The 24952-nt window shown below is 60.8% G+C and carries 27 protein-coding genes and 1 tRNA gene; 13 read left to right on the top strand and 15 right to left on the bottom strand.

From position 1 onward, the window contains the following. Positions 1 to 9: 9 nt before the first annotated feature. Positions 10 to 426: a GlcG/HbpS family heme-binding protein gene (locus tag ACYPXD_RS23605; protein WP_459716665.1), complete on the top strand. Its 417-nt coding sequence runs from the start codon at positions 10 to 12 to the stop codon at positions 424 to 426. 317 nt (positions 427 to 743) lie between these two features. Here the strand turns inward: ACYPXD_RS23605 and hemP are convergent, their stop codons facing one another. From hemP to ACYPXD_RS23585, 4 genes are all read right to left on the bottom strand, one after another. Continuing rightward, complete coding sequence (gene hemP / locus ACYPXD_RS23600; RefSeq protein WP_459716662.1) at positions 744 to 1022, bottom strand: hemin uptake protein HemP; 279 nt, start codon at positions 1020 to 1022, stop codon at positions 744 to 746. Between the two features lie 167 nt (positions 1023 to 1189). Continuing rightward, entirely contained in the window at positions 1190 to 1684 is a 495-nt protein-coding gene (locus tag ACYPXD_RS23595) for an SRPBCC family protein (RefSeq protein ID WP_459716659.1), read from the bottom strand. A 58-nt stretch (positions 1685 to 1742) separates the two neighbouring features. Further along, on the bottom strand, positions 1743 to 2141 hold the full coding sequence (locus tag ACYPXD_RS23590) for an OsmC family protein (protein WP_459716657.1): 399 nt from the start codon (positions 2139 to 2141) through the stop codon (positions 1743 to 1745). 209 nt (positions 2142 to 2350) lie between these two features. Next, positions 2351 to 3223: a pirin family protein gene (locus ACYPXD_RS23585; RefSeq protein WP_459716654.1), complete on the bottom strand. Its 873-nt coding sequence runs from the start codon at positions 3221 to 3223 to the stop codon at positions 2351 to 2353. 122 nt (positions 3224 to 3345) lie between these two features. On the opposite strand from ACYPXD_RS23585, the gene ACYPXD_RS23580 reads away from it, so the two are divergent. Continuing rightward, the gene (locus tag ACYPXD_RS23580; protein ID WP_459716651.1) at positions 3346 to 4341 is read left to right on the top strand and encodes a LysR family transcriptional regulator; all 996 of its coding nucleotides are present in this window, start codon (positions 3346 to 3348) and stop codon (positions 4339 to 4341) included. A 366-nt stretch (positions 4342 to 4707) separates the two neighbouring features. On the opposite strand, the gene ACYPXD_RS23575 is transcribed toward ACYPXD_RS23580, so the two are convergent. From ACYPXD_RS23575 to ACYPXD_RS23540, 8 genes are all read right to left on the bottom strand, one after another. Next, the gene (locus tag ACYPXD_RS23575; RefSeq protein ID WP_219799660.1) at positions 4708 to 5130 is read right to left on the bottom strand and encodes an ExbD/TolR family protein; all 423 of its coding nucleotides are present in this window, start codon (positions 5128 to 5130) and stop codon (positions 4708 to 4710) included. A gap of 16 nt (positions 5131 to 5146) precedes the next feature. Further along, positions 5147 to 5905, bottom strand: a complete 759-nt coding sequence (locus ACYPXD_RS23570; protein ID WP_459716648.1) for a MotA/TolQ/ExbB proton channel family protein — start codon at positions 5903 to 5905, stop codon at positions 5147 to 5149. 110 nt (positions 5906 to 6015) lie between these two features. Continuing rightward, positions 6016 to 6765, bottom strand: coding sequence for an energy transducer TonB (locus ACYPXD_RS23565; protein ID WP_459716760.1), 750 nt, complete (start codon positions 6763 to 6765; stop codon positions 6016 to 6018). Positions 6766 to 6978: 213 nt separating this feature from the next. Beyond that, entirely contained in the window at positions 6979 to 7215 is a 237-nt protein-coding gene (locus tag ACYPXD_RS23560; protein ID WP_459716646.1) for a (2Fe-2S)-binding protein, read from the bottom strand. 197 nt (positions 7216 to 7412) lie between these two features. Then, on the bottom strand, positions 7413 to 8438 hold the full coding sequence (murI, locus tag ACYPXD_RS23555; RefSeq protein ID WP_459716643.1) for a glutamate racemase: 1026 nt from the start codon (positions 8436 to 8438) through the stop codon (positions 7413 to 7415). A 146-nt stretch (positions 8439 to 8584) separates the two neighbouring features. Beyond that, the gene (bfr, locus tag ACYPXD_RS23550; RefSeq protein ID WP_459716640.1) at positions 8585 to 9067 is read right to left on the bottom strand and encodes a bacterioferritin; all 483 of its coding nucleotides are present in this window, start codon (positions 9065 to 9067) and stop codon (positions 8585 to 8587) included. A gap of 228 nt (positions 9068 to 9295) precedes the next feature. Then, a complete protein-coding gene (locus ACYPXD_RS23545; protein WP_459716638.1) occupies positions 9296 to 10819 on the bottom strand; it encodes a fumarate hydratase in 1524 nt (507 codons plus the stop codon). 56 nt (positions 10820 to 10875) lie between these two features. Beyond that, positions 10876 to 11493, bottom strand: a complete 618-nt coding sequence (locus ACYPXD_RS23540; protein WP_459716636.1) for a TIGR00645 family protein — start codon at positions 11491 to 11493, stop codon at positions 10876 to 10878. Positions 11494 to 12060: 567 nt separating this feature from the next. Here ACYPXD_RS23540 and acs point away from each other — a divergent pair. The 7 genes from acs to ACYPXD_RS23505 all read left to right on the top strand — a co-directional run bounded on the left by acs (position 12061) and on the right by ACYPXD_RS23505 (position 19142). Continuing rightward, positions 12061 to 14043 carry an acetate--CoA ligase gene (gene acs / locus ACYPXD_RS23535; protein ID WP_459716634.1) on the top strand — a complete coding sequence of 661 codons (1983 nt, stop codon included), beginning with the start codon at positions 12061 to 12063 and terminating at the stop codon, positions 14041 to 14043. Between the two features lie 194 nt (positions 14044 to 14237). Further along, positions 14238 to 14519 carry a DUF4212 domain-containing protein gene (locus tag ACYPXD_RS23530; protein ID WP_459716631.1) on the top strand — a complete coding sequence of 94 codons (282 nt, stop codon included), beginning with the start codon at positions 14238 to 14240 and terminating at the stop codon, positions 14517 to 14519. Then, complete coding sequence (locus tag ACYPXD_RS23525) at positions 14516 to 16534, top strand: sodium:solute symporter family protein (protein WP_459716628.1); 2019 nt, start codon at positions 14516 to 14518, stop codon at positions 16532 to 16534. Before ACYPXD_RS23530 ends, ACYPXD_RS23525 begins: the two co-directional genes overlap by 4 nt. Before the next feature lie 106 nt (positions 16535 to 16640). Next, positions 16641 to 16731 (top strand) — tRNA-Ser (locus tag ACYPXD_RS23520). 1052 nt (positions 16732 to 17783) lie between these two features. Next, positions 17784 to 18188, top strand: a complete 405-nt coding sequence (locus ACYPXD_RS23515) for a hypothetical protein (protein ID WP_459716625.1) — start codon at positions 17784 to 17786, stop codon at positions 18186 to 18188. Next, entirely contained in the window at positions 18113 to 18712 is a 600-nt protein-coding gene (locus ACYPXD_RS23510) for a hypothetical protein (RefSeq protein ID WP_459716623.1), read from the top strand. Before ACYPXD_RS23515 ends, ACYPXD_RS23510 begins: the two co-directional genes overlap by 76 nt. Before the next feature lie 13 nt (positions 18713 to 18725). Beyond that, positions 18726 to 19142 (top strand): DUF4279 domain-containing protein, encoded by a 417-nt coding sequence (locus ACYPXD_RS23505; protein ID WP_459716621.1) that lies wholly within the window; start codon positions 18726 to 18728, stop codon positions 19140 to 19142. A gap of 659 nt (positions 19143 to 19801) precedes the next feature. On the opposite strand, the gene ACYPXD_RS23500 is transcribed toward ACYPXD_RS23505, so the two are convergent. Next, on the bottom strand, positions 19802 to 20506 hold the full coding sequence (locus tag ACYPXD_RS23500; protein WP_459716619.1) for a Rossmann-like fold-containing protein: 705 nt from the start codon (positions 20504 to 20506) through the stop codon (positions 19802 to 19804). A 188-nt stretch (positions 20507 to 20694) separates the two neighbouring features. After that, positions 20695 to 21303 carry a VC0807 family protein gene (locus tag ACYPXD_RS23495; protein ID WP_459716617.1) on the bottom strand — a complete coding sequence of 203 codons (609 nt, stop codon included), beginning with the start codon at positions 21301 to 21303 and terminating at the stop codon, positions 20695 to 20697. A 262-nt stretch (positions 21304 to 21565) separates the two neighbouring features. Between ACYPXD_RS23495 and ACYPXD_RS23490 the strand changes: the two genes are divergently transcribed. Both ACYPXD_RS23490 and ACYPXD_RS23485 read left to right on the top strand, forming a co-directional pair. Beyond that, entirely contained in the window at positions 21566 to 21793 is a 228-nt protein-coding gene (locus ACYPXD_RS23490; RefSeq protein ID WP_459716614.1) for a hypothetical protein, read from the top strand. Between the two features lie 205 nt (positions 21794 to 21998). Continuing rightward, entirely contained in the window at positions 21999 to 22193 is a 195-nt protein-coding gene (locus ACYPXD_RS23485) for a hypothetical protein (RefSeq protein WP_459716611.1), read from the top strand. Positions 22194 to 22204: 11 nt separating this feature from the next. Here ACYPXD_RS23485 and ACYPXD_RS23480 read toward each other — a convergent pair whose 3' ends face one another. Then, a complete protein-coding gene (locus ACYPXD_RS23480; RefSeq protein ID WP_459716608.1) occupies positions 22205 to 22624 on the bottom strand; it encodes a secondary thiamine-phosphate synthase enzyme YjbQ in 420 nt (139 codons plus the stop codon). Positions 22625 to 22870: 246 nt separating this feature from the next. On the opposite strand from ACYPXD_RS23480, the gene ACYPXD_RS23475 reads away from it, so the two are divergent. Both ACYPXD_RS23475 and mtnK read left to right on the top strand, forming a co-directional pair. Continuing rightward, on the top strand, positions 22871 to 23566 hold the full coding sequence (locus ACYPXD_RS23475; protein ID WP_459716605.1) for a GntR family transcriptional regulator: 696 nt from the start codon (positions 22871 to 22873) through the stop codon (positions 23564 to 23566). Positions 23567 to 23660: 94 nt separating this feature from the next. Beyond that, positions 23661 to 24944, top strand: a complete 1284-nt coding sequence (gene mtnK, locus ACYPXD_RS23470) for an S-methyl-5-thioribose kinase (RefSeq protein ID WP_459716602.1) — start codon at positions 23661 to 23663, stop codon at positions 24942 to 24944. The last annotated feature ends 8 nt before the right edge of the window (positions 24945 to 24952 follow it).

Below are 24952 nucleotides of genomic sequence, written 5' to 3'. Positions count from 1 at the left end.
AGGCTGCCCGTGAGAAGCAAACTTGTTCTGACCGACGACGACGTCAAAAAGATGGCCGCCGCTGCCGAAGCGTACGCGGCCTCGAACCAGTGGCATGTGACGATCGCGATCTTCGACGAAGGCGGTCACCTGCTCTATCTGCACCGCGGGGACGGCGTCGCGGCCAGCACTGTCGAAATGGCGATCGGCAAGGGCCGCACGGCGTTGCTCGGGCGGCGCGAAACCAAGGTCTACGAAGACATCATCAAGCAGGGCCGCACGGCGTTCCTGAGCGCGCCGCTTATCGCGATGGTCGAGGGCGGCGTGCCGATCATCGCGAACGGCGAAGTGGTCGGCTCGATCGGCGTATCGGGCGTGAAGTCCGATCAGGACGCGTCGATTGCGCGGGCCGGCATCGCGGCGCTCGATGAAACGCAGAAGCAGTGAGGCGTCACGGCTGAAAGCATCAAAGCCGCGCGATGGTCTGATCCATCGGCGCGGCTTTCGTCGTATCGCTTGATTGCATCGCGATGCACCGGCCCGTTAGCCGTGTGACGCGTTGCCTGCGTGAGAACCAAAAAAACGGCCTGGCTGGCTTCGACGGCTGGCTTGGTGTCTGCACGAAGGGGTCTAGATCTCGCGTGCAAGCCGTCGTGGCTGGCTAAAGCCCAACACCTCTCGCAGAGGTGGTCCCCACAATACCCTGTAGTTCCTGCAATTCGTTCCTGCAATTCGTTTGCTGTAACTGCGCCTGTGCGCAGCCTTTACTTCGTCAGAATCAGCTTGCCCAGACGCGTCGCGCGCAACTGGTACGTCTCGCCGTTGTGCGTAATGCTGATGTGGCTGCGTCCTTGCAACAGCGTTTCGCTGGGAACGACCCGATCGTTGCCGGATGCCCCCGACGACGACGGCGCGGCATTACCCGTGCGTTCCGCGGACGGCGTGGTGGCCGGTGCGCTGGTCTTGCTTGCACGGCTGGTGGTCAGCGCTTGCGCGGCCGGACGGCGCAGGCTCAACGTGGAAGGGCGCGTCATGTTCGTCATTCGGTGCCATCGGTTTGTCGATTCGATGGAATGAATTCTAAATGATAACTATTCCTATTTACAAGGAATTGAAATTCATCGAAATGACAATCTGATAGACAGACTCGAAATGATCGAAAGGGGAGAATCCCGACGCGGTTTTGGCCCAGCCGTGGCCGGCTGGGGCGTCAGTGCAATTGATCCGGCGCGTTCAATCCAAGCACATACTCGCGAATCAGGCGCACCGTATCGATGTCCGACTCGCGATACGCGGATTTGACGATCTCCTGCGTCTGACGCACGTCGTTGTCGGCCGGCTTCTCGTCTGTGGTGGGCAGCGTGGTCTGGTATTCGAAGCGCAGGAAAAGCTGCAGCGAGTCGGGCTGCTCGATCGTCATTGTGAGCGAACCGCCGACATGCGCCGCCGTTGCCATGATGTCGTAGCGCACGCTTTCTTTCGGCTGAAGCGTGACGCGATCGCGTACGGTCGCATGGCCGTAGTGCAATTCGCGCTCGAGCGTGCTTTCGGTGCGCGACAGGATCGTGCAGCTGTCGAGGCCCAGCACGAAGAGCTGCGGCTGTTCGGCACGCAGCACGAGACCTTCCCAAAGCTGATCGCGCGTCATGTCTTCCATGAGCGGGTTCAGCGGGTCATTGATCTGGATCAGGTGTTCGAAATTCAAAACAGCAGCTTCCTCGTTGTCGCGGACGGCGCACCTCGGCGCCGCATCGTAGCGCACCTCAAACGGCGGTCAAACCCGTGCGGATCGCAATCGGCCGCGTCAGGATCTTGTGCACCGGACATGCATTGGCGATTTGCAGCAGCCGTTCGCGCTGCTCATCCGACAAATTGCCTTCGAGCGAAATCTGGCGGTCGATCGTCGATCCTTCGTCACCGGTTTCGATCGACAGTGTGACGTGCACATCGTCGAGCGGCCAGCCTTTACGTTGCGCATACATCTTCAACGTGATCGACGTGCATGCGCCGAGGCTCGACAGCAGCAGGCTGACCGGCGTCGGCCCGCGGTCACCGCCGCCCAGCGATTCCGGTTCGTCGGCGAGCCACGTATGGCCGCCGTCGTCGAAAAGAACCTGAAAGTTCGTCGAGCCGATATGCGCGCTGACCTTGGGCTCTGCCATGTACGCTCCTTTAACGATAGTTTGCCGCGCGCGGCATGAGGCCGTAGCGTCATGAGGGCCGTGTAGGTGGCCATCGGATGCCGCGCGCAAGGCGAACCGCTATTGTGACCGAAATCGCGTGAAACATCGCGTTGCCGTGGGCAACGCCAGCGTGCTCGCCGATGCACGCACTAACACCTGCATGTACGCGCGCATCAGGCGTGCATCCGTCAATGCGCGATGCGCCCCATGCGGCCCGCCTGGTAGTCGATCACGGCCTGGCGGATCTCGTCCTCGGTGTTCATCACGAACGGACCGTAGCGCACGACCGGTTCGTTGAGCGGCACACCGCCGAAGAGCAGCACATCGAGCGGTTCATCGCCGGCCGCCAGCGTGATGCTGTCGCCGTCGCTATGGAACACGACCATCCTGCGCGCGTCGATCGATTGCCGGTCTTCACCATACAGGCCCGTGCCCGACAGGCCATAAGCGAACACGCGATGCTCGCGCGGCACCGGATGCTCGAGCTGCGCGCCCGGCTGCAGCGTGAAATGCTGATACAGAATCGGCGTACGCGTTTCGATGACCGCTTTGGCGCCGAGCGCTTCGCCTGCAATGACCTTCACACGAACCTTGCCGTCCGCTGACGTCGCAACCGGAATACGCGTCGACGGAATCTCCTGATAGTGCGGCGCGACCATCTTGTCGCGGCGCGGCAGGTTCACCCAAAGCTGCAAGCCGTGCACGCGGCCGCCCGTTTCAACGAACGAAGGATCGGGCATCTCGCTATGCACGACGCCGGCGCCCGCCGTCATCCATTGCACGTCGCCCGCATGCAGCGTGCCGGAATGTCCCGCGGAATCCTTGTGGCCGAACTGCCCTTCGAGCACGTACGTGACCGTTTCGAAGCCGCGATGCGGGTGGTCCGGTGCGCCCTTCGCTTCGCCCGGTGCGTAGTCGACCGGTCCCATTTCGTCGAGCAGCAGAAACGGGTCGAAGTCCATCAGCATCCGGGTAGGGAACGGGCGGTGGACCACAAAACCGCCGCCTTCGGTTGTGCGAATAGCGGGATACGTGCGTTCGATGGTGCGGGTCGAGCTCATCAAAGTCACCTCAGAAAATGGGGAATGGCGTCATTTTTGAAACGTAGGGCTATTATATGGACCACTTTTGGCGCTTACAGTGGGCGCGCCGCAATGGATTGTTCTACTAGTGGAACGATGAGATGAAGATCGATTCGCATAATCTGAACGACCTGATGTACTTTTCGCAGGTCGTCGAGCACGGCGGATTTTCCGCCGCCGAGCGCGTGCTCGGCATCTCGAAGTCGCGGCTGTCGCGCCGTCTGACCGAACTCGAAGGCTCGCTCGGCGTGCGTCTGTTGCAGCGCTCGACGCGCAAGCTCGCGCTGACCGAAGCGGGCCACCTGTTCTATCAGCACTGTCAGGCGATGCTCACGGAGGCGCAGGCGGCCGTCAATGTCGTTCAGCAGCTGCGTTCGTCGCCGCGCGGAACGGTTCGTGTAAGCGTGCCCGTCACCGTGTCGCAGACCATCATGTCGCAGATTCTGCCCGAGTTCATGCATCGCTATCCGGAAGTGCACATCGTGATGCGCGTGACGAACCGCGTCGTCGATCTGTTCGAAGATTCGATCGATGTCGCGCTGCGTGTGCGTTCGGATCCGCCCGATAACTCGAACATCATCGTGCGGCCGTTGTGGCGCACGCAGCAGATGCTCGTCGGCGCGCCGAGCCTGCTGGGCCAGAATGCGCCGCCGCTGCAGCCTGCGGACCTGAACCGCTTCGAGACGCTCGATACGCCAACCCACGATGGCCGCTACGTATTCGCTCTGATTGCGCCCGATGGCACGCGGCATATGCACGAGCATGAACCGCGCCTCGTCACGGCGGACCTTGCGACGATCCGCGAGGCGGCGATGGCCGGCGTCGGCATCGCGGCGCTGCCGGAAATGCTGTACGGCGCGGCATTGCGCTCGGGCCAGCTATCGCCGGTCATGCCGGGCTGGACGCTGCCGTCGCCGCAGTTGTATGCGGTGTTTCTGTCGCGGCAGGGGATGGTGCCCGCGGTGCGGACCTTCGTCGATTACCTCGTCGAAATGCTCGATCCCGATTCGGGCAAATACATCACGCGCGAATGCCCAACCCGATTTTCCACCGAGTACGAGCAAGCCGAAGCGCACGTGCAGGCGGAACCGCTATAGGCAGTCCCAGGTATCGGAGATGCTGCATACGGTCGCTGTATCGCACGCGCTTTGATTTAGGCATTCGAGTGCGCGCATCGATCAGTACTTTCAATGGCGGTTTGCTTGAATGCGTGCGCCGCCGGACCTATATTGGAATCCCGTTCGCAAGGGAGCTTCCTATGCGAAAACTCATGGCCGCTATCATAGCGAGCCTGATAGGGCTGACCGCGCTGTCCGTGTCGACCACGGCTGTCGCATGCGGTGATGCTGGCTACTCTTCCGATGGCAAGTAATCCCGCCGCCCGAAGGCGCCGAGTGCGCAAGGAAAAAAGGCCTTCATCCGACGATGAAGGCCTTTTACTTTGTCTGCTCGGTGCGTGATGTTCAGGGCTTTCCGGCCGGCTGCGTGACGAAGCCGATTTTCGTCAGCCCGCCCGCCTGCGCAGCGGACATCACATCGGCCACCTTTTCGTAGGCAACCTTACGATCCGCATTCAGGTGCAGTTCCGGCTGCGGCGTTTGCTGGGCCGCCGCGGCGATCTTCGCGCGCAGATCTTCGTCGGAGATCTTCTTCTCGTCCCACATGACGTTGCCGTCCGCATCGATCGACACGGTAACCTGCGCCGGCTTCGTGTCTTCCTTCTGACTGCTCGCGTGCGGCAGATCGATCTTCACGGCGTGGCGGATCACCGGAATCGTCACCATAAAGACGATCAGGAGAACCAACATGACGTCGACGAGCGGCGTCATGTTGATTTCGTTCATCAGGCCGTCGTCGTCATCGCCGGCGAAAGGGCTCATTGCCATCGAAGTGCCTCGTCAATCAGTTTGCATTGGCGGCGTGGGCCGGGCGGCGCTGCGCCGCGAGCCGCAGACCGTCCGCACCACGCTTGGACGACGACAGGCGCGCACCCGTCACGAAGAACGCGTGCAGGCCATGCGCGAAGCGATTCAGTTTCGTGACGATTCCTTTATTTGCACGCGTCAGCGCGTTGTACGCGAGCACCGCCGGAATCGCGACGAACAGACCCGCCGCAGTCATGATCAGCGCTTCGCCGACCGGGCCCGCGACCTGGTCGATCGACGACTGGCCGGTTGCGCCGATCGTCAGCAGCGCGTGATAAATGCCCCACACGGTACCGAACAGGCCGACGAACGGCGCGGTACTGCCGATCGACGCGAGAATCGCGAGGCCGCTTTGCATGCGCGCGACGCAATCGTCCATCGTGTCTTTCAGGCAGCGCGTGATCCAGTCGGACACATCCATGCGGTCATGCAGATGCGGTTGCGTCTGGTGATGATGGTCGGCGGCTTCCTGGCCCGACAGCGCGAGCGCGAGGAACGGGTTGTCGTGCGGCGTCGACTTGCCGCTGCCGAGCTTCTTGATGCCTTCGGCGAGGTCGTCCGAATGCCAGAACGAGCGCTCGGCGTTTTTGGTGAGCCGGTTCAGGCGCATCACGCCGAGACTCTTGACGACGATCACGGTCCACGACAGCACCGACATGATCAGGAGCGCGAGCGCGATGCCGCGCGTCACGAAATCCCCTTGTGCCCACACGTGGGCCATACCGTAGTTTTGCATTGCCATTCCTTCTTTTTGAAAACTGCGTCAGCGGTTCGACGGACCGGGCGGATCGGGTCCCGCGCTCAAGTCCCGAGTTCAAGTCCCGCGCTGGATGCCCCGGTCCCGGCTCAGTCCTTGAGGCCGAACTCGAACGGTTGCGTGTACGTTGCGCGGATCGGCTGGCCGTTTTCCAGATACGGCTTGCACGAGCTCGAGCGCATTGCCGACATGGCGGCGTCGTCGAGCCGGTCGAAACCGCTGCTCCTTTTCAGCTCGATGTTTTCGATCTTGCCCGTCAAGCCGACCACGAAGCGCACATACGCCGTGCCGCTTTCGCCGCGCCGGCGCGACAGCGCCGGATAGTCGGGTTCCGAGATGCTGCAATCGAGATGCGACACGCTCTTCGGAGCGGACAGCGCAAGCGTCGGTCTCGCGGCAGCGGGGGGCGCGGCTGCTTCAGGCGGCGCGGCGGGCGCAGGCGGAGCGGGCGGCGCCGGCTCGGGCGAAGCGATTTCGTGCTGCGACGGCGCGGCTGCTTCGGGCAGCGGCGTCGGAGTCGGCTTTTGCACCGGCGTCGGACGCGGCTGGACCTTCGGCTTTTCGCGATGCACGGGCGGCGTGGGTTTCGGCGGCGGCGTAGGCGTCGACTGGATCGCCGCGGGCGCGGCCACCGGCGGGGCGGGCGGACTCAGCAACTCGGCGGTGATCGAGCGCAGCTCGACCGGTTTCGGCAACGGCTTGTCGCGCATCGTCAACGCAATGACGACGAGGACGGCATGCGCGACCAGAACGGCGACGATCGCCGCCGCCAGACGCGGATTGAACCGGGCGGAACCGGCTGCCGGGAAGCCTGCTGTGGTAGGGGAAGAAGCCTGCATGTTTAGCGTAGCGGCGCGCCGGCGATGCAGCACGTCAGGCAAAGCAACGTCATTTTCGGAATATAAGCAGCGAAATGAACAGCGTCGTGACAAAACCAATCAGCAATTCCATCCCGAACTCCTCGAGGAATCGTGTCGCTGGCTTGAGTCCGATGACTGGATACGGTGGCTTGCTGACGGCGGTTGAGCGCGGAGACTGCCGCGCCGGCAGTTTTACGCGGCCTTGCGTTCGTAGAAAGTCAGCGGGACGGCCTCGACAGGCGGTTCGACGCCGCAACGGCTCGCGCAGACGCCGCTTTGCGCCATCACGTCGCGCACGGATTCCTCGCACTTGCCGCAGCAAATGGCTACGCCGAGTTCGAACTGAAGCTCGTCGAAGGTGTCGATGCCCTCGGCGATCGATGCCCGGATTTTCCGGTCGGAGACAGATTTGCACACGCAGACAATCATGGTGGATCGCGATAGGCAACGTTAATGCGAATTATTATCATTTTGTAGGGGCTGTTTGGCAAGCGCTACGTGCGGAATTTTGTAACAAAACCAGCCTCCTGGCAGGGTTTTCGCCGGACGGGCGTGGTGTGCCGCACGCTGGTGCAAAGGCGCGGGACGGCTGGAAGTGGGCCGCCCGGCGCCGGCAAGGCGGAAGATCAGGCCGCTTCGGGCGCGGGACGGGAGGTGGGTGCCAGATCGGCGAGCCGGCCGCCGCCGGGCGTGGCCGGCGGCGACTCGATCTCAACGTCGACCTCGATCTCAGCGTCGACCTCGGCCGCTTCGAGTTCCATCGTGCGGGGAGACGGAATCGTCACGCGCTCGACGGGGGCGTCGATATCGAGCAAGGTTCGCGACAACTGTTGCAGATGCGCCCCGTCGCTCGTCGAGCAGAAGCGAGGCGTGGCCGCCGGGGCGCCGGCCGCCGCGCGCAAACCGTGCTGTTCGAGCACGCGCTCGAGCTGACGCGCGATCGCGACACTCGTGTCGATCAGCGTAAGCCGCTCGCCGACGAGCTCGCGGATCGTCGCATCGAGAAACGGGTAGTGCGTGCAGCCGAGCACGAGGGTATCCGCGCCGGCATCGAGCATCGGCTGCAGATAGTCGGCGAGCAGTGCGCGCAATGCGGGCGAAGCGAGGTCGCATCGTTCGATTGCCTCGACGAGACCGTGACCGGGCTGGCAGAGGAACTTGCAATCGGCCGCGTAGCGCTCGTGCAGCGCGAGAAACCGCGCGCTGCGCAGCGTGACCTGCGTCGCGAGCACGCCGGCGACGTGCGTTCTGGATTGCAGCGCGGCGGGCTTGATGCCCGGCTCGACGCCGATCACCGGGATCGGCAGGCGCTCGCGCGCCAGTGCGATCGACTGCGCGGTGGCCGTATTGCAGGCAACGACGAGCGCCTTGGCGCCCCGCGCGATCAGCCATTCGCCGATCGCAAGCGTACGCTCGGCGATGAAGTGGTCGTCGCGTTCGCCGTATGGCGCGTAGCGCGAATCCGCCACGTAGATCAGCGCTTCTTCGGGCAATTGCGCACGCACGGCGCGCAGCACGGACAGGCCGCCGAGACCCGAATCGAAGATGCCGACCGGCGCATGCGAGCCGGCGGCCACCGCGATACCGTCCGCCGCCGGTGCGCCGGACGGCGAGGCAGGGGCGATGATCGAAGCGGATGGCAAGGCGGTCATGAAAAGAGGAAAGCGAAGAAAGCGCTCGGGTCAAAATCGCGCGGCGTACACCACAGGCCTGCCGTCACGAGGAACGGCGACGATGGCGAGCGCGATGCAAATGGCCGGCAGTTTAACAGCCCCGCGCATCGACGCGAACCTCGCGCTTACGACTCGATCGAGTCGCCCATGCCCGATTGCTGGTAGTTCTGAATGCCGACCTTGTCGATCAGGTCGAGCTGCGTTTCGAGCCAGTCGATATGTTCTTCGGTGTCTTCGAGGATCGACACGAAAATTTCACGCGACACGAAATCGCGCACCGATTCGCAATGGGCAATGGCTTCCTTGCACGTCGCCTGGGAGCCTTGCTCGAGTTTCAGATCGCACTCGAGAATCTCTTTGGTTTCTTCGCCGACGAGCAGCTTGTGCAAGTCTTGCAGATTGGGCAGCGCATCGAGCATGAAAATACGTTCGATCAGTTTGTCGGCGTGTTTCATTTCGCCGATCGACTCGTCGTATTCATGTTTGCCGAGCTTGTCGAGGCCCCAGTGCTTGTACATCCGCGCATGCAGAAAATACTGGTTGATCGCGGTCAGTTCGTTCTTCAACTGGGCGTTCAGATATTCAATGACCTTCTTGTCGCCTTGCATGATGGTATTTCCTCTTGGAGACCGGGCAGATTTGATTTTCCACAACAATAAACGTCCGATTCGAAAATGCCAAGGACAGATGTTGTTGATGAGAATCGTTCGCGTAAATCGATCTCGCAGACTGATTTACGAGAATGCTCTGAACGAAAAAAGCCGGGACTTGAAGCCCCGGCTTTGCTTCTTTAAAGCAGTGGATAACAGCTTAAGCGGCTTAAGGCGTTCGGATGCTTATGCAGTCGCGACCGGAATCTTGCCGATCTTCGCTTGCCATTCCTTCGGCCCGGTCTGATGGACCGACGTGCCGTGCGAATCGACGGCCACCGTTACCGGCATATCCGCCACGTCGAACTCGTAGATCGCTTCCATGCCGAGGTCTTCGAAGGCGAGCACCTTCGCGCTGCGAATCGCTTTCGATACGAGATACGCGGCGCCGCCCACTGCCATCAGGTACGCAGCCTTGTGCTTCCTGATGGCCTCGATCGCAACCGGACCGCGCTCGGCTTTGCCGATCATCGAGATCAAGCCGGTCTGCGCAAGCATCATGTCGGTGAACTTGTCCATGCGCGTCGACGTCGTCGGGCCCGCGGGGCCGACGGCTTCGTCGCGAACCGGATCGACCGGGCCAACGTAATAAATCACGCGATTCGTGAAATCGACCGGCAGCTTTTCGCCCGCGGCCAGCATGTCCGCGATGCGCTTGTGCGCGGCGTCGCGGCCCGTCAGCATCTTGCCGCTCAGGAGCAGCGTCTGGCCCGGCTTCCAGCTCGCGACTTCTTCAGGCGTGAGCGTATTCAGATCGACGCGCTTGCTCGTTTCGGTGTTCGCGGTCCATTGCACCTTCGGCCATGCATCGAGCGACGGCGGTTCGAGCTTCGCGACGCCCGACCCATCGAGCGTGAAATGCGCGTGGCGCGTGGCCGCGCAGTTCGGGATGATCGCGATCGGCTTCGAAGCCGCATGCGTCGGCGCCGCCATGATCTTCACATCGAGTACCGTGGCAAGACCGCCGAGACCTTGTGCGCCGATGCCGAGCGCATTGACCTTCTCGTGCAGCTCGACGCGCAGCTCTTCGATCCAGTCCCGCGGGCCGCGCGCGATGACGTCCTGGATGTCGATCGAATCCATCAGCGATTCCTTCGCCATCAGCATCGCTTTCTCGGCCGTGCCGCCGATGCCGATGCCGAGCATGCCCGGCGGGCACCAGCCCGCGCCCATCGTCGGCACGGTCTTGAGCACCCAGTCGACGATCGAATCGGACGGGTTCAGCATCGCGAACTTCGACTTGTTTTCCGAGCCGCCGCCTTTCGCCGCGACCTGCACGTCGATCTTGTCGCCGGGCACGATCTCGTAGTGAATGACCGCGGGCGTGTTGTCCTTCGTGTTCTTGCGCGCGCCCTCGGGCGGGCTCACGATCGATGCGCGCAGCACGTTGTCCGGGTGCAGATAGCCGCGGCGGACACCTTCGTTGATCATGTCGGTGACGCTCATCGTCGCACCGTCCCAACGCACGTCCATCCCCACCTTCACGAACACGGTGACGATGCCCGTGTCCTGGCAGATCGGCCGGTGGCCTTCGGCGCACATACGGCTGTTGGTCAGGATCTGTGCGATCGCGTCTTTCGCAGCGGGACTCTCTTCAAGCTCGTAAGCGCGGCCGAGCGCCTGAATATAGTCCTGCGGGTGGTAGTAGCTGATGTACTGCAGCGAATCGGCAATGCTCTGAATCAGGTCTTCCTGTTTGATAACGGTCATAGCTAGCTCAGTGGGGACATGGGCGTTTTTTGTCGTGATCGCGAATGCGCTATCACTCATGCGCCTTCAGGGGAGGACAAATCGGTTGCATCGGATGGCTTCGGCGCGTGCGGCGCCGGCTCGTGAAAGTGCTCGGGATGCGTATGCGTCGTCAGGCGGTCGACCCATGCCATGACCACCGCCGACACGAGGAACGAAAGGTGAATGATCACCTGCCACATGATCGCGTGTTCGCTGCGCTGGTCGGGATCGATAAAGGTCTTTAACAGATGAATCGACGAGATGCTGATCAGCGCCATGGAAAGCTTGACCTTCAGCACGCCCGCATTCACATGGTCGAGCCACTCGGGCTCGTCGGGATGGCCTTCGACGCCAAGCCGCTGCACGAAGGTTTCGTAGCCGCCGACGATCACCATGATCAGCAGATTCGAGATCATCACCACGTCGATCAGGCTCAGCACGACCAGCATCGTGGCCGTTTCGTCGAGCTTCATGGCCGACGTGACGAGGTGCCAGACTTCCTTGAGGAAAAGCACCACATAGACCGCCTGCGCGACGATGAGGCCCAGATAGAGCGGCACCTGCAGCCAGCGGCTCATGAAGATGACGGCGGGCAGAGGGCGCATGCGACGGCGGGGCGAGCGGCTGCCGGGATCGAAGTTCGAGGCGGACATAGGCGGTCAGGATCGCGGAAGAAGGCGCCGGCGGTGCCGGCTGGGGCTGCGTCGGGCGGGTTTCGTACCTGCGCGCGGCGCGACATTGTACCGCGACACCCGCCGGCGCCGTGCCGGTGCGGTTAAGGCCGCCGATGGGCAGGCAGGTTGCGGCGTTGCTGGAAGGGAAATGGTCAGTTCAGTTAGCATTGCAGGAGCGGGTTTCATCATGCAATGCCGCGAGTAGGGGATGACCCGAATGCGCAGAGCCGCGTAAGTGCACGGTAAGTTGCAGCGCTTACTTTGGCACGGGAACGGGTCAATAAAGTGTTATATGACTTGTACACGGAGCGCGCGGGTTCGGGTTCATGCATGCACCGGCGCGCGGGCGCCATGTTGCGCCGCCGCACGCGGGTTCCTTCACGTGTGCCTCGCCTCGCGAATCGTCAGGCGGCTTCGTTGTGCATGAGGGTTGGGAGACAGGCGCCGCGCGGCGTTCGTAAGCGCCGCGTGCAGGCACGCGCCATACGGTGTGCTCACATTACACCGGCACAGGTTTTACGTTTCATCTTCACCAAGGGGTAGTCGATGTCAGCGATTGAATCCGTTCTTCAGGAACGCCGCGTGTTCCCGCCGTCCGCCGAAACGATGAAGGCGGCCACGATATCCGGCATGGACGCTTACAAGGCGCTCGTCGCCGAAGCGGAGCGCGATTACGAAGGGTTCTGGGCGCGACTGGCGCGCGAAACGCTCAGTTGGCACAAGCCGTTCTCGAAGGTGCTCGACGAATCGAACGCACCGTTCTACAAGTGGTACGACGACGGCGAACTCAACGCTTCTTACAACAGCCTCGATCGCCATGTCGAAGCGGGCAACGGCGACCGCGTCGCCGTGATCTTCGAAGCCGACGACGGCGCCGTCACGCGTATCACCTACAAGGACATGCTGCAGCGCGTGTCGCGCTTCGCCAATGCGCTGAAAAAGCGCGGCATCAAGAAGGGCGACCGCGTCGTCATCTATATGCCGATGTCGGTTGAAGGCATCGTCGCGATGCAGGCGTGTGCGCGTATCGGGGCGACGCATTCGGTCGTGTTCGGCGGCTTCTCGTCGAAATCGCTGAACGAGCGCCTCGTCGACGTCGGCGCGGTTGCGCTGATCACCGCCGACGAGCAGATGCGCGGCGGCAAGGCGCTGCCGCTCAAGAGCATTGCCGACGAAGCGCTCGCGATGGGCGGCTGCGAGGCGGTGAAGGACGTGATTGTCTATCGCCGCACGGGCGGCAAGGTGGCATGGCACGAAGGCCGCGACCTGTGGATGCATGAAATCGCGCAAGGCGAGAGCGACCAGTGCGCGCCGGAATGGGTCGGCGCCGAGCATCCGCTTTTCATTCTTTATACGTCGGGCTCGACGGGCAAGCCGAAGGGCGTGCAGCACAGCACCGGCGGTTATCTGCTGTGGGCCGCGCAGACCATCAAATGGGCCTTCGACTGGAAGCCCAGTGACGTGTTCTGGTGTACGGCCGACATCGGCTGGGTGACGGGCCACAGCTATATCGCCTACGGGCCGCTGACGCTCGGCGCCACGCAGGTCGTGTTCGAAGGCGTGCCGACCTATCCGAACGCGGGCCGCTTCTGGGAGATGATCGCGAAGCACAAGGTCACGCTGTTCTACACGGCGCCGACGGCGATCCGTTCGCTGATCAAGATGGCCGACGCGGACCCGAAGGTGCATCCGAAGAGCTACGACCTGTCGTCGCTGCGCGTGCTCGGCACAGTGGGCGAGCCGATCAATCCCGAAGCATGGGTGTGGTACTACGAGCAGGTCGGCGGCTCGCGCTGCCCGATCGTCGATACGTGGTGGCAGACGGAAACCGGCGGCCATATGATCACGCCGCTGCCGGGCGCGACACCGCTCGTGCCGGGCTCGTGCACGCTGGTCCTGCCGGGCATCATGGCGGCCGTCGTCGACGAAACGGGCCAGGACGTGCCGAACGGGCAGGGTGGCATTCTGGTCGTGAAGCGCCCATGGCCGTCGATGATCCGCACGATCTGGGGCGACCCGGAGCGCTTCAGGAAGAGCTACTTCCCGGAGGAACTGGGCGGCAAGCTGTATCTGGCCGGCGACGGCAGCATCCGCGACAAGGAAACTGGCTACTTCACGATCATGGGCCGTATCGACGACGTGCTCAACGTGTCGGGACACCGGCTCGGCACGATGGAGATCGAGTCGGCGCTGGTCGCCAATCCGCTCGTGGCGGAAGCGGCCGTGGTCGGGCGTCCCGACGACACGACCGGCGAAGCCGTATGCGCGTTCGTTGTGCTGAAGCGCTCGCGTCCGGAAGGCGATGAAGCGAAGCAGATCGCCAACGACCTGCGCAACTGGGTTGGCAAGGAAATCGGGCCGATCGCGAAGCCGAAGGACATCCGCTTCGGCGACAACCTGCCGAAGACACGCTCGGGCAAGATTATGCGGCGTCTGCTGCGCTCGCTGGCGAAGGGCGAGGAGATTACGCAGGACGTGTCGACGCTCGAGAATCCGGCGATTCTCGATCAGCTGGGCGAGTCGCGCTAAGCAGGCGATTCGCTTTAAGAAGCAGTACAGCAATACCACGACCGTAGTATTGCAGCAGCACAAAAGGCCGTTGCGCGGACAATCCTGATTGCGTGCGCAACGGCTTTTTGTTAAATAGGCGCATGGCCGCGCCACACGCTTCTACCCGACCAACAATTAATCCACCGCCTGAACCGCCGCCGGTTTCGGACGCGATGGCGCTCGCGCATCGGCGTTACTGGCGTTTCAATCTGATATTGATCGCGACGCTGATGGTGATCGGCTTCGTCGTGTCGTTTATCGTGCCGGCCGCCTCGCGCGGGCTGGCGGGCGTGCGGCTTTTCGGTTTCAGCTTCCCGTTCTACGTCGGCGCGCAAGGCGCGATTCTTGTCTACCTCGCGCTGATCGTCGTCTATATCGTCTCGATGCAATTCGCCGACCGCGCGCTGCAGCGTGCATTCGAAGCGGATGCCGCCGCGCGGCAAGCGAACCGATGAAGCTCGCGCATCGGCTGATCCGTTCCTATTCGATCTATACGCTCGGCTTTCTGCTTTTTATCTATATTGCGTGGCGCATCGAGGCGGCGAACGGGCCGGGCATGTGGGTCGGCTATGTGTTTCTGTTTGTGCCGATTGCGGTTTATGCGGTGATCGGCTTGCTGTCGCGCACGTCGGATCTGGTCGAATACTACGTGGCCGGGCGGCGTGTGCCGTCGGTGTTCAACGGCATGGCGACGGCGGCCGACTGGCTTTCCGCAGCATCGTTTATCGGTCTTGCGGGCTCGCTCTATGCGACCGGATACGACGGTCTTGCGTACATGATGGGCTGGACCGGCGGCTACTGCCTGGTCGCGTTTCTGCTCGCGCCGTATGTGCGCAAGCTCGCGCGCTATACGATTCCCGATTTTCTCGGCACGCGGTTTTCGAGCAACGCGGTGCGCGGCCTCGCGGCACTCGCGGCGATTCTCTGTTCGTTCGTGTATCTGGTCGCGCAGATTCAGGGTGTCGGGCTGATTGCGACGCGCTTTATCGGCGTCGATTTCGCCATCGGGATTTTCTGCGGACTGGCGGGCATTCTCGTGTGCTCGTTTTTGGGCGGCATGCGCGCGGTGACATGGACGCAGGTCGCGCAATACATCATTCTGATCGCCGCGATCCTGATTCCGGTGTCGATGATCGCGCATAAGGACGGGCTCGGCTGGGTGCCGCAGTTCAACTATGGGCGCGTGATGGAGCGCGTCGAAGCGCTCGAGCGCGATGTGCGCAATGCGCCGCAGGAGCAGGCGGTGCGCAATGTGTATCGACGGCGCGCGGCACAGATGCAGACGGAGATCGACGCGTTGCCGCAGTCGTTTGTCGCTGAAAAGAATGCGTTGACGCAGCGGCTCGACGAACTGCGCCGACGCAATGGGCCGCTGCGCGAGATTGCGGAACTCGAACGCACGCTTGCGCGGTTTCCACGCGACGCGGCCGCGGCGCGCATCGTGTGGACGCAGCAACGCGACGCACTGCTCGCGCTGGCTGCGCCGCCCGTGCCGATGCATGAGCCGTTTCCCGATGAAGGCGACGAAGAGCGACGCGTGCACAGGCGCAATTTTCTGTCGCTGCTGCTGTGTCTTTCGTTGGGGACCGCGAGTCTGCCGCATATCCTGACGCGCTATAACACGACGACGTCGGTCGCGTCCGCGCGGCGCTCGGTCGGGTGGACGTTGTTTTTTGTCGCGCTGTTCTATCTGACCGTGCCGGTGCTTGCGGTGTTGATCAAGTACGACATCCTGACGAATCTGGTCGGCGAGCGCTTTTCGGAACTGCCGCAATGGGTGATGCAGTGGCGCAAGGTCGAGCCGTATCTGATCAGTATCGCGGACCTGAACGGCGACGGCATCGTGCGCTGGAGCGAGATTCAGATGCAGCCCGATATGGTCGTGCTGGCCGCGCCGGAGATTGCGGGACTGCCGTATGTGATGTCGGGGCTGATCGCGGCGGGCGCGCTCGCCGCCGCGCTTTCGACGGCGGATGGCTTGTTGCTGACGATCGCGAATGCGCTGTCGCACGATGTCTACTACCACATGGTCGATCCGGAGGCCTCGAGCCAGCGGCGCGTGACGATCTCGAAGATTCTGCTGCTGGGCGTGGCGTTGTTTGCGTCGTATGTGGCGTCGTTAAATACGGGAAACATTCTGTTTCTGGTGGGCGCGGCGTTTTCGCTGGCGGCGTCGAGTCTGTTTCCGGTGCTCGTGCTCGGCGTGTTCTGGAAGCGGACGACGCGTCTTGGCGCCGTGGCCGGGATGGTGGCGGGGCTCGCGGTGTGCGTGTATTACATCGTGTCGACGTATCCGTACTTCACGCAGATGACGGGGTTTGCTGGACCGAGGTGGTTTGGGATCGAGCCGATCAGTTCGGGCGTGTTTGGCGTGCCGGCGGGGTTTGTGGTGGCGATCGTGGTGAGCCTGGTTGACCGGAAGCCGGATGCCTATACGCGGGCGCTGGTGGACTATATTCGGCACCCTTGAGGGGGTGGTTGTCCGGTGTTCGTCTGGCGTTCATAGGCCGTTCCGCTGTCAGCCGTTTGGGATATGGGCGCGCGCTCAGGAGTTTGCTATAATGCGCGTCCCCGCCGGAGAGATGGATGAGTGGTTTAAGTCGCACGCCTGGAAAGCGTGTATAGGTTAATAGCCTATCCGGGGTTCGAATCCCCGTCTCTCCGCCAAGGAATACATTCCGAAGCCCGTAATGTCGATGACTTACGGGCTTTGTCTTTTTCAGTCCACGCCGTCAGGCTGCGCTGGGCTGCTGCTCACCGAGGTTGCAACCGCGGCGGGGAAGATAAGGGTCGAGATCGATGCCTCCGACCGGTTCGACGTGTGCACGGATAGCGTCGCCGAGAGAGCCTGTCTTCCGTGCCGTTTCGTGTCGCGCACGATTCGCCTCGGGACACTTGAATCTCCCCTGGATCGCTACATACCGCTTGGACCTCAGCAATTACCTAGACCAAGTGAACAGTGTGCATGGGTCACTGAGCTCCCCTTTTGTCATTCATTCGAGGGATGACCGGGTGTTGAAATGCTGCAATTCCACCACGATCGAAGTGTCGGCGAACATTTCCTGGAGATGTATGCGGGCGGCGGCCTACTGTTTCCGCCAGATCCTCTCGTCGATGTCGCCGCCGAAGTTCTGGCTTGCCGTGAAATCCCGACTGATCTTGTCGAGACTGCTCTCGAGTCGTTCACAAGCGATCCTTATGGAATTCTCCCGGAACATGTACCTGCCTTGCGTAAGGAGAGATTGCGACGCTGGCAACCCACGTGAGTTATAGAAGGCTCCTGACAGATCGCCAGATTGTTCCCCTTCTTGCTGACGAGAAATGGACAGAGAAGATGCTGAGCCAAGTGAAGGCCAGAGCAGTTGCGGTTCGTCGCGTGCAAATTCCTGGAGCGGGAACGGACGCGGAAGGTGAAATCTCTGGCTGATGTGAGCGGTCACCTTAGGAGCTTCGATGAGGCGCCGTAGATTTATTGACAATAAAACCACAGTAACTATACCGGACCAGAACGAATTAAGAGTCTTGTGGGCACTGTTTCCTGCAACCCTCCGAGAATAAACACAAGCCCCTACGTTTTACCGGATAGCGCCATCAGCGCATCAAGAGGAAACGGCCCCGAGGCATGCAGAACCATTTGCGAATGAGCCTTAACAATTTTTGACTGCCCGCTCATCGCTTGAACTTACATTGTGCGAACCTCAGTGTTCCGCACAATGCTCATGGCAACAGAACTAAAGACAGACTCGTGGCGTCGCTACATGTTGTACAAGCGGGGTAACTATCTTCGAAGCGTGATTGTGTCGGACGAAGAGCGGATTGCGATAGAAGCTGGCCAGAAATTCGCCTTGGCCGCTTACGTGGATATATGGGCGATGGATGCTGCTCTTGTAACGCGCTTGCGGCAGTTTCTCGCGGAAGAATTCCACTGGTACGACCGCGTTGCTAAACACGGTACCGATCTGGAAGTCGTGCAGACATTGCAGGACCTCGTGCGGGAAGGCGCAGCGGTGGTCGTTCCTGAAGATGCGCCTCCGGCCGCTGGACTCGTATGGCCGCCCCGGAAGCCTTTGACGTCTTCCTTTTGGGGCGTGGTCGATTACGACGGGCGCTCGATGTTCCCGTAATGGAGCGATATCGCGCACAGTTGGAACGATTGAATGCAGAGCGCCCGACGTGGGCCGAAACTGCCGTGATGATGGACGGTGTCAACGCCGATTTCATGCGGGCCATGTTCAGGCTCATCCCGCTCACCAGCGCCGTCGTGTTCTCTGCAGCCGGTTGGATCAGCAAGTACGGCATGCCAGACCTCTCGGGCGTGAGTGAGGATGTCGCCGAAGATGACCTGTCCGAACTGGGAAGTGCGGGCGAAAGTGGCAACCTGGTCGGCAAATCTACGTTGCTTGGCGACGCGCGTTCTTTCGAGTACATACTGGCCGGACCAATGGGTGAAGCTCAGGAACTGGCAGCAAAAACCGGCAACGAAGACTTTGCGGCAAAGATGCCTGGCTACAACCGTAGTGTCTTCGGCGGCATGATTCACGACATGAAGCATGCGAATGGGCTGAGAGGAGACGATAACGTCATCTGGCATGACAATGGGGACGTCTACTTTCGCGGCAAACTGATCGACAACATGCACAACTACTAATCACGGAGCCGTCATGAACTTAGCTCGACGTGCGCACGCATCCTTTACTATTTCGGGTGATCAAGTATTGCCGAATTCCTGGACTGACTATTTCGGCGTTGCACCGGATCTTGCGATCAGCAAAGGGGATCCCATTCCTGATCCTACCGGGCAGGGACGCAACTTGACGCGTCGGACAGGCGTATGGAGCGTAAGCAGCAAAGATAAAATCGTCGGTGACGAACTGGAGCCGCACTTGCGCTATCTGATCGAGCGCCTGGAACTTCCGCGAGACGATTTTCGCAAACGTGTCGACCGGGAGAACGCGAGCGTTCGACTCTTCTGCTATTGGTACAACGACACCGGTAACCGCGTGCCGCACATACCAGATGACATCCGCAATCTATGTGAGATCGAAGGCATCGAAATCGACATTGATGAGCATCGCTGATCCATTTGGCCTGTCTCTGTGTGGCAAAGGTGTGCGTTCGAGCGGCGCATTCCGCTAGACGATCTTTCCACCTTCAAATACAAAATGCTCATTTTTTCCCGGAGCAAAAAGGCGCCAGTCTTCAGCATCGGCAACGTGAGCAGGCGTAGTCAAAATTCTTACGCTCGCCGATAGCAAAAGATCAACATCACCCCATTCGGTAACTCGCGCCGCTCTACAATGTGTAAACCGTGTACGCGTATTAGTTCGCCTAGCTTATCGACGACATGGGCGGCTTGACCATCCGACCCGCGAAGGTCCGCTTGACTGGCAAGCACGCAGCCAGCGCACTCGATCTGCCACGGGCATTGAATGTGAAGCGCCCGTTTCCCCACATGCTTGACGGCGCCTTTCCGGTTTCTCACCGGTGTTAGCGGCCCGAACTGAAGCATGAGCATATCGGCCGCGCAGGTGATTCCGCTGAGTTCCAAACCAACGAGTATAGAAATACGTTCCGAAATTTCTTCGTGAATTCTGCTCATTGGACACTTATCTCTTGCTCGTTGAACCAAGGCCGTGCGAACGCAGTGATTGAGTTCATCACATCGGGCCCCGAAGTCTACCAACAGCCGCTTGCCAATCGACTGAGTTCATAAAGACTCCCAGCTCCGACCGCAAGCTCACGCTTCAATCGCCCTCCCCACCAACACCACCCTCCAATACTGCCCCAACGCGTCATAGTCACAGGCGACAAGCTCCATCGCCCAATCCGCCCGATCGAGCAACCGTTCATCCGAGCAATTCGAGTAAGAGAAAACAAGCTTCCCACCCGGCCGAAGATACCGAGCGGCCTCATCAAAAAACCGCCTCGTCAATTCCCCATTCGCGCTTGCAAGCGTCCTTTCCTCGACACTCACCATCGGCTTATGCACAAACGGCTGATTGAAAATAACCACATCGAACTGCTGACCTTCGAACGCCTCAAACAGATCCGAGCAGACAAACTCAGCCTCAACCCCATTGTGTTGCGCATTGCGCCGCGCCGCGCTCACTGCGCGCTCATCGATATCCGAACCCGTCGCTTGCCATCCGAGCCGTGCAGCATGCAGCGTCAGCGCACCGGAACCGCATCCGAGTTCAAGCAGCGAGCCCGTCGGTTCACCGAGCCCCGCCGCCGACCAGTTCTTGCAGAAGAACTCCGTCGCGCTGCCAGGCCGCGGCGGGTACACCCCGCGCGGCACCATCAATTCGAGCCCTGCGAGATTAAACTGTCCGCCCCGGTTGATCGCTTCGAGCGTGTCCTGATAACCGGAATAGAACGCGAGCGCAGGTTTCTTCGCGATCGCCGATTCGAGCAATGTCGTCAACGGTGAACGATCAAGCATGATGTCGCTCCACAGATAAAAGTCTCTTTTTGGATATGCAGGCCCATCACGCGCAGCGTCCAGCACTTGCCATTCAAACGAGTGCATAGCAATCGAGCGGGCCCACATGACCAAGGCTAGAGCGAGCGAATTAGGTGGGAGTTAGACAAAGGCGAAGGCAACGTCAAGCCGAAGACCGCAGCGATGCTTCACTGCCTTTTAACAACCACATGCCGATAGACAACGGTCCACACCGTCAACGCGGCATACACGGCATACCCGACGTAAGTCGAAACGCGATGCGCGTCATCATTGTCAAACGACGAAACCACCCATAACCGCGCAGCGTTTTCACAGACGAGGCCGACGCCCCAAACAGCCGTCATCAACCGGATGGATCGTGCGAGGGCTGGCCGCTTCTGCCACCTCGCGTCGAATTCGACCTCACTTCCCTGCCGCTCACGTGACATGGTCGACCGCGCGAGATAGAAAACCAGTGGCCGACGCAGCAGAAGCGACAGCAGAAAAAACACACCGACAATACCGCTCACCAAAGGCTCACGCGCCGCGCGCAATGCTTCGGCGGCACCGGACACATAGACCAGCAACGACATCGCAATGCTCGCCAGCACCATCCCACTCAACGCATCGAAGTGTCGATAACGCACAAGATCGATACCGATCCACACCAGCGGCGGAACGGCAGAGGCGAGCAATGCACCGAGCAGCCCAACATGGGGAAGGGCAATGCGATACGCCGCCGTCGGCAATACCACATTGACGACAAACGCCGATGCATAACGAACGGAGGGAATCATCGTGACTTCCTGTTTCGGGTGGGACAGGTGTCGCGAGACGCAAGAAAGCCTGCCAAGTATATCCGTTCAACTTTCCGTCAATGCGTTGTAAGAAACGTGCCCTTGCGTGGCCGCGCAAAACGCCCGCGTCGCTGAACAACTTTTTTTCCGGATGTATAGTCGCGGCCTCTCCGCATCTCGCGGAGGAGCGCTCTTGCGTTTTTGTTAGGAATCTGGAGGATTTATGGCATTCAATCACCGTGGCTTTCGGGTCACTGTCGATATGGCGCCCGATGCGTCCGGCACTCAATGGCATTGCGAGGCCACGATCGAGGGCATCGAAGAGCGCACAAGGCAAGCCCATATTCCGGGCGTTGACGTGACCTTCCCGAAGCTGAAAATCGATGTGCTGATGGCGATGAGCATCGTCGAGCGCAACGCCGTGACGTCGATTGACGATTGGTATACAGCGCAGCCGACAACGGACCGACCGCCGCGCGAGCTTCACTAAGTCACCAAGCGGCGCTTGCTGTCAATACCGTAAGCGAGGCGGCACCCTGTCGTGGCGATGCAAAATCGCGACATCGCAGGAGGAGACAAATTGACGCACCGCCGAAACCGGCGATGCTCGAACAGGCCAACCAGGCAAGCTTACGGGTTTCGTCGTACTCAAGCTTCGGGTAAGCTAAAAGCAGATCAAAACCGGGGAGCAGCAAATGACGCTCAGAATTACAACTGTCACAATCAACCGCGACGTCCATCCGAATACCGTCTTCGTGGTTCTGCAAAATCCGGCAGGGGAGTCGGCGAAGGTGCAGATTCACTTTCAAGCCAGCATGAACGTCAACGACTTCACGCTCGAAGAACTCGAGCGGATGGCACACGAAGAACTCAAGCGTCTGGAAGAGTGACGGGCCGCAAACTAGGTCCCAAGCAGATGCAGCACGATATCGCGCGTTGACGGTTCACGCCGATGCTCGAACAGGTAGATGCCTTGCCACGTACCGAGCACCAGGCGCCCTTCCTCGACCGGTACGGACAATTGCACCTGCGTCAATGCCGTGCGCAAATGCGCGGGCATATCGTCGAGTCCTTCCGTGTCGTGCTCGTAGCGATGCGCGTCTTCGGGCGCGATCGTTGCGAAGTATCGCTCGATATCCCGTTGCACCGATGGGTCCGCGTTCTCCTGAATCAGCAGCGAAGCCGAGGTATGCCGGCAAAAAATCGTCAGCAGGCCGACCTCAATTGCCTGTTCCGCGACAAACTCCCTGATCTGCTTCGTTATGTCGACGAGCCCGCGCGTGCGTGCCCGCACGTGCAGATGATGAAGCGCTTGTAGCATCTAAAACTCCCTAAGCGGTTGTGCCGGTTCAGGCGGCCGCGCAAAAACAATCAAAGCAAAGAATCCCTAAGGCTCAAGCATAGGCGGCGATGTGCATTCGCAGCAATCGCAAAGCGCATAACGCTTGCGCAGGTTCGCGGCAATCCGTCCACGGGTAAACACCCACGGAAACATCAGACATCTGATGTATATTCGGTCCGTTAGCCGACTCCTCAGACACCTATGCGCCTGTCCGTCGAACACTCGATGAGCGAAAAGATCCAGGAATCGCTGATGTCGATGATCCGCGAGCGTTCGCTCAAGCCAGGCGATCAAATCCCCACGGAAATGGAGCTTTGCGAGTTGTTAGGGGTCGGGCGGTCGAGCCTTCGGGAAGCCGTCGCGCAGATGATTTCGCACGGTCTGCTGTCACGGGTGCAGGGTCGCGGCACCTTCATCAGACAAATTTCGCTTAGATTGCAGGGCGGCCTCGATGATCTGATGTCTGTGACCGACATGATCCGCAGCGTCGGCGCGGTGCCGTCCACGTGCCGGATCCAGATTGAGCCTATCAAGGCGTCGGAGGCGCTGGCCGGCAAACTGCAAATCAACGTCGGCGACGATTGCGTGCGCATCGAACGCGTGCGCTGCGCCGACGATGCCATTGCCGCCTATTGCATCGACACCGTGCCGAAGGCCGTGTTCGATGCGGCCGGCGGCGATCTCGGCGAGTCGCTGTTCGCGATGTTTGCGCGCACGGGACGCCGCCTGTCGCATACGCATACGTCGATCCAGCCGACCATCCTCACGCCGCGCGACCTACCCGAACTGGGCGACGGCTTTGGCCTCTTTCTGCTGCTGGATGAAGTGGATTTCGATCAAAGCGGCGAGCCGCTTTGCTATAGCAACGACTACTACAACACGAGCATTTTCAAGTTCGACCTGGTTCGCAAGAAGCGATAACCCGCTAGCGGGCAACGCTTCGCATAAAAAGCCTGGCGGATAAGCGCCAGCGAACGACCAGGGCATTGCGGTTCAACCGTGGAGGAGACAGTCCATGGAATTTGAGGCAATGAGTTGTGACGAGCTATCGGCTTATCTGCGCAGCGTGCCTTCGGTCTATGCGCTGCTGAACGAACCCGGCGAGCTCGATATTGCCGAGGTCGGCGACGGCAACCTGAACTACGTCTACTTCGCGAGCAATACGAAGAAGCCGGAGAACAGCGTCGTCGTCAAGCAGGCGCCGCCGTTTCTACGGCTTGTCGGCAAGACGTGGCCGTTGACGCGGCATCGGATGGAGCGCGAAGTCGCCGCCTTGCGGCGCTTTGGCGCGCTGTGTCCGCAGCATGTGCCGCGCGTCTATCACGCCGACAACGAGCGCTTCCTGATGGTGATGCAGCGGCTCTCGTCGCATCGGATCCTGCGGCAAGGGCTGATGGACGGCATCGTCTACCCGAAGCTTGCCGGTCACCTGTCCACCTATCTCGCGCATACGCTCTTTTTCGGCTCCGATCTCTATCTTGCGCCGGACGTGAAGAAGCAGGCGGTCAGCGCTGCGATCAACAGCGAACTGTGCAAGATCACCGAGGACCTCGTTTTCACATATCCGTTCGAGGACCATGCGTCGAACGTCTACAGCGCCGCGTTTCCGCGCGCGGAAATCGAGCGGCTGTGGAAGTCGCCGGCATTGCGCGTCGCTGTCGGCGAAATGAAATGGTCCTTCATGAATGACGCAGAGACGCTGCTGCACGGCGATTTGCATACCGGTTCGATCATGGTCAATCAGGACGAGACCTATGTGATCGACCCCGAGTTCGCGTTCTACGGGCCGATGGGCTTCGATGTCGGCGCGGTGCTCGCGAACCTGCTGCTCGCTTATTTCTCGCGCGACTGGCACGACCACAACCCCCGTATAAAAACGCAAGCGAAAGCGAGTGCCGAGCTGGCGTATCGCGAGTGGCTGCTCGAACAGACCACGCTGATCTGGAATGGCTTTGCCAGCCAGTTCGCCGCGCTATGGCGCGAGCATGAAAGCCGCCGCAAAAGCCATTTCATCGGCGACGACCGCGGCGGCGCATGCGCCGAAGCATTTCGCGCGCGCTTCATGCAGCGGCTTTTCGCGGCATCGCTCGGCTTCGCGGGCTGCAAGATGATCCGGCGCATCGTCGGCATGGCGAAGGTCGCGGACGTGACGAGCATTGCCGACGAAGCGTTGCGCGCAACGGTCGAAGTGCGCGCGCTGCGATGCGCGGAGCGGCTGCTTGTCGACCGGCATTCGATTGCGTCGATCGACGACGTGATCACGCTAGCGCGCGACATTCAGGCGACGCATTACGAATAGGAGCATGC

The sequence above is a fragment of the Paraburkholderia sp. 2C genome, from assembly GCF_054589215.1.
The sequence above is the reverse complement of the archived record's forward strand: the minus strand, read 5'-3'. Positions and strand labels throughout refer to the sequence as shown.

Bases quoted from the DNA above. Each gene is read 5' to 3' on its own strand.
- ACYPXD_RS23485 (WP_459716611.1), top strand. From the start codon at position 21,999: ATGACGCTCAGAATTACAACTGTCACAATCAACCGCGACGTCCATCCG.
- ACYPXD_RS23545 (WP_459716638.1), bottom strand. From the start codon at position 10,819: ATGACCGTTATCAAACAGGAAGACCTGATTCAGAGCATTGCCGATTCG.
- ACYPXD_RS23560 (WP_459716646.1), bottom strand. From the start codon at position 7,215: ATGATTGTCTGCGTGTGCAAATCTGTCTCCGACCGGAAAATCCGGGCA.
- murI (WP_459716643.1), bottom strand. From the start codon at position 8,438: ATGACCGCCTTGCCATCCGCTTCGATCATCGCCCCTGCCTCGCCGTCC.
- ACYPXD_RS23530 (WP_459716631.1), top strand. From the start codon at position 14,238: ATGGCGCTCGCGCATCGGCGTTACTGGCGTTTCAATCTGATATTGATC.
- ACYPXD_RS23540 (WP_459716636.1), bottom strand. From the start codon at position 11,493: ATGTCCGCCTCGAACTTCGATCCCGGCAGCCGCTCGCCCCGCCGTCGC.
- bfr (WP_459716640.1), bottom strand. From the start codon at position 9,067: ATGCAAGGCGACAAGAAGGTCATTGAATATCTGAACGCCCAGTTGAAG.
- ACYPXD_RS23515 (WP_459716625.1), top strand. From the start codon at position 17,784: ATGGCAACAGAACTAAAGACAGACTCGTGGCGTCGCTACATGTTGTAC.
- ACYPXD_RS23475 (WP_459716605.1), top strand. From the start codon at position 22,871: ATGAGCGAAAAGATCCAGGAATCGCTGATGTCGATGATCCGCGAGCGT.
- ACYPXD_RS23585 (WP_459716654.1), bottom strand. From the start codon at position 3,223: ATGAGCTCGACCCGCACCATCGAACGCACGTATCCCGCTATTCGCACA.
- hemP (WP_459716662.1), bottom strand. From the start codon at position 1,022: ATGACGAACATGACGCGCCCTTCCACGTTGAGCCTGCGCCGTCCGGCC.
- ACYPXD_RS23575 (WP_219799660.1), bottom strand. From the start codon at position 5,130: ATGGCAATGAGCCCTTTCGCCGGCGATGACGACGACGGCCTGATGAAC.
- ACYPXD_RS23565 (WP_459716760.1), bottom strand. From the start codon at position 6,765: ATGCAGGCTTCTTCCCCTACCACAGCAGGCTTCCCGGCAGCCGGTTCC.
- ACYPXD_RS23525 (WP_459716628.1), top strand. From the start codon at position 14,516: ATGAAGCTCGCGCATCGGCTGATCCGTTCCTATTCGATCTATACGCTC.
- ACYPXD_RS23510 (WP_459716623.1), top strand. From the start codon at position 18,113: ATGGCCGCCCCGGAAGCCTTTGACGTCTTCCTTTTGGGGCGTGGTCGA.
- ACYPXD_RS23570 (WP_459716648.1), bottom strand. From the start codon at position 5,905: ATGCAAAACTACGGTATGGCCCACGTGTGGGCACAAGGGGATTTCGTG.
- ACYPXD_RS23495 (WP_459716617.1), bottom strand. From the start codon at position 21,303: ATGATTCCCTCCGTTCGTTATGCATCGGCGTTTGTCGTCAATGTGGTA.
- ACYPXD_RS23480 (WP_459716608.1), bottom strand. From the start codon at position 22,624: ATGCTACAAGCGCTTCATCATCTGCACGTGCGGGCACGCACGCGCGGG.
- acs (WP_459716634.1), top strand. From the start codon at position 12,061: ATGTCAGCGATTGAATCCGTTCTTCAGGAACGCCGCGTGTTCCCGCCG.
- mtnK (WP_459716602.1), top strand. From the start codon at position 23,661: ATGGAATTTGAGGCAATGAGTTGTGACGAGCTATCGGCTTATCTGCGC.
- ACYPXD_RS23580 (WP_459716651.1), top strand. From the start codon at position 3,346: ATGAAGATCGATTCGCATAATCTGAACGACCTGATGTACTTTTCGCAG.
- ACYPXD_RS23500 (WP_459716619.1), bottom strand. From the start codon at position 20,506: ATGCTTGATCGTTCACCGTTGACGACATTGCTCGAATCGGCGATCGCG.
- ACYPXD_RS23505 (WP_459716621.1), top strand. From the start codon at position 18,726: ATGAACTTAGCTCGACGTGCGCACGCATCCTTTACTATTTCGGGTGAT.
- ACYPXD_RS23490 (WP_459716614.1), top strand. From the start codon at position 21,566: ATGGCGCCCGATGCGTCCGGCACTCAATGGCATTGCGAGGCCACGATC.
- ACYPXD_RS23590 (WP_459716657.1), bottom strand. From the start codon at position 2,141: ATGGCAGAGCCCAAGGTCAGCGCGCATATCGGCTCGACGAACTTTCAG.